Annotated in this window: 2 protein-coding genes; both read left to right on the forward strand. The window is 42.2% G+C overall.

What is annotated here, in order from left to right; all coding sequences use genetic code 11:
• Positions 1–18: 18 nt before the first annotated feature.
• On the forward strand, positions 19–321 hold the full coding sequence (locus WH277_RS02265; RefSeq protein WP_339504167.1) for a hypothetical protein: 303 nt from the start codon (positions 19–21) through the stop codon (positions 319–321).
• Positions 302–573, forward strand: a 272-nt coding sequence (locus tag WH277_RS02270) for a hypothetical protein (protein WP_339504168.1), incomplete at its 3' end; no start/stop codon positions are given. The genes WH277_RS02265 and WH277_RS02270, both read left to right, overlap by 20 nt.

The following is a 573-nucleotide window of genomic DNA, read 5'->3' on the forward strand; positions in this document are numbered from 1 at the left end:
ATATTGCGGAGATGTTGAATGATAAATAATGCGAACGACGATTTTCAACCTTTTGATGATGAATTATGTTCTAACTCTACGGGCTTGGATTCAAAAGGAGAAGAGACTGAAGAGTTTAAAGAGTTTAAAAAAGCCATGCGGTATCAATATGTGAAAGACGTAATCGGCAACGTAGGGTTTTGCTTAGTAATGTTTGCCGGTTTCGTTATAGCTCTGCCGTTTATCGCCCTGGCTTATGCTGGATGTGGAACGTTTTTAGCGGTCAGCGCATTGATCGATTTAGTGAAAGGGGGTGATTTATATGTTTGTGCCTATTGTTGAAAAAGTAGCCAGATTAGAAAAAGAGATCGAGCAGAAAAAGGAGCAGATTAAGAGAATGAAAAGTGAAGAGAGAACAGCAGCCAGAAAGGCAGAGGCGAAGCGTAAGATCGAGTTGGGTGGCGTGATAGACATGATAGACAAAATCAACGCTGAGCAGTATCCAGCGCTGGCTTTAGACGTGTCTTTGCTCATTGGTGCACTGACTAACGACATGATCATGAAAAGGATAACAGCGCAGGCTGATTTCCTGAG

The organism is Erwinia sp. MYb416 (assembly GCF_037479575.1).
Taxonomy (GTDB): Bacteria; Pseudomonadota; Gammaproteobacteria; order Enterobacterales; family Enterobacteriaceae; genus Erwinia; species Erwinia rhapontici.

Bases quoted from the DNA above. Each gene is read 5' to 3' on its own strand.
- WH277_RS02265 (WP_339504167.1), top strand. From the start codon at position 19: ATGATAAATAATGCGAACGACGATTTTCAACCTTTTGATGATGAATTA.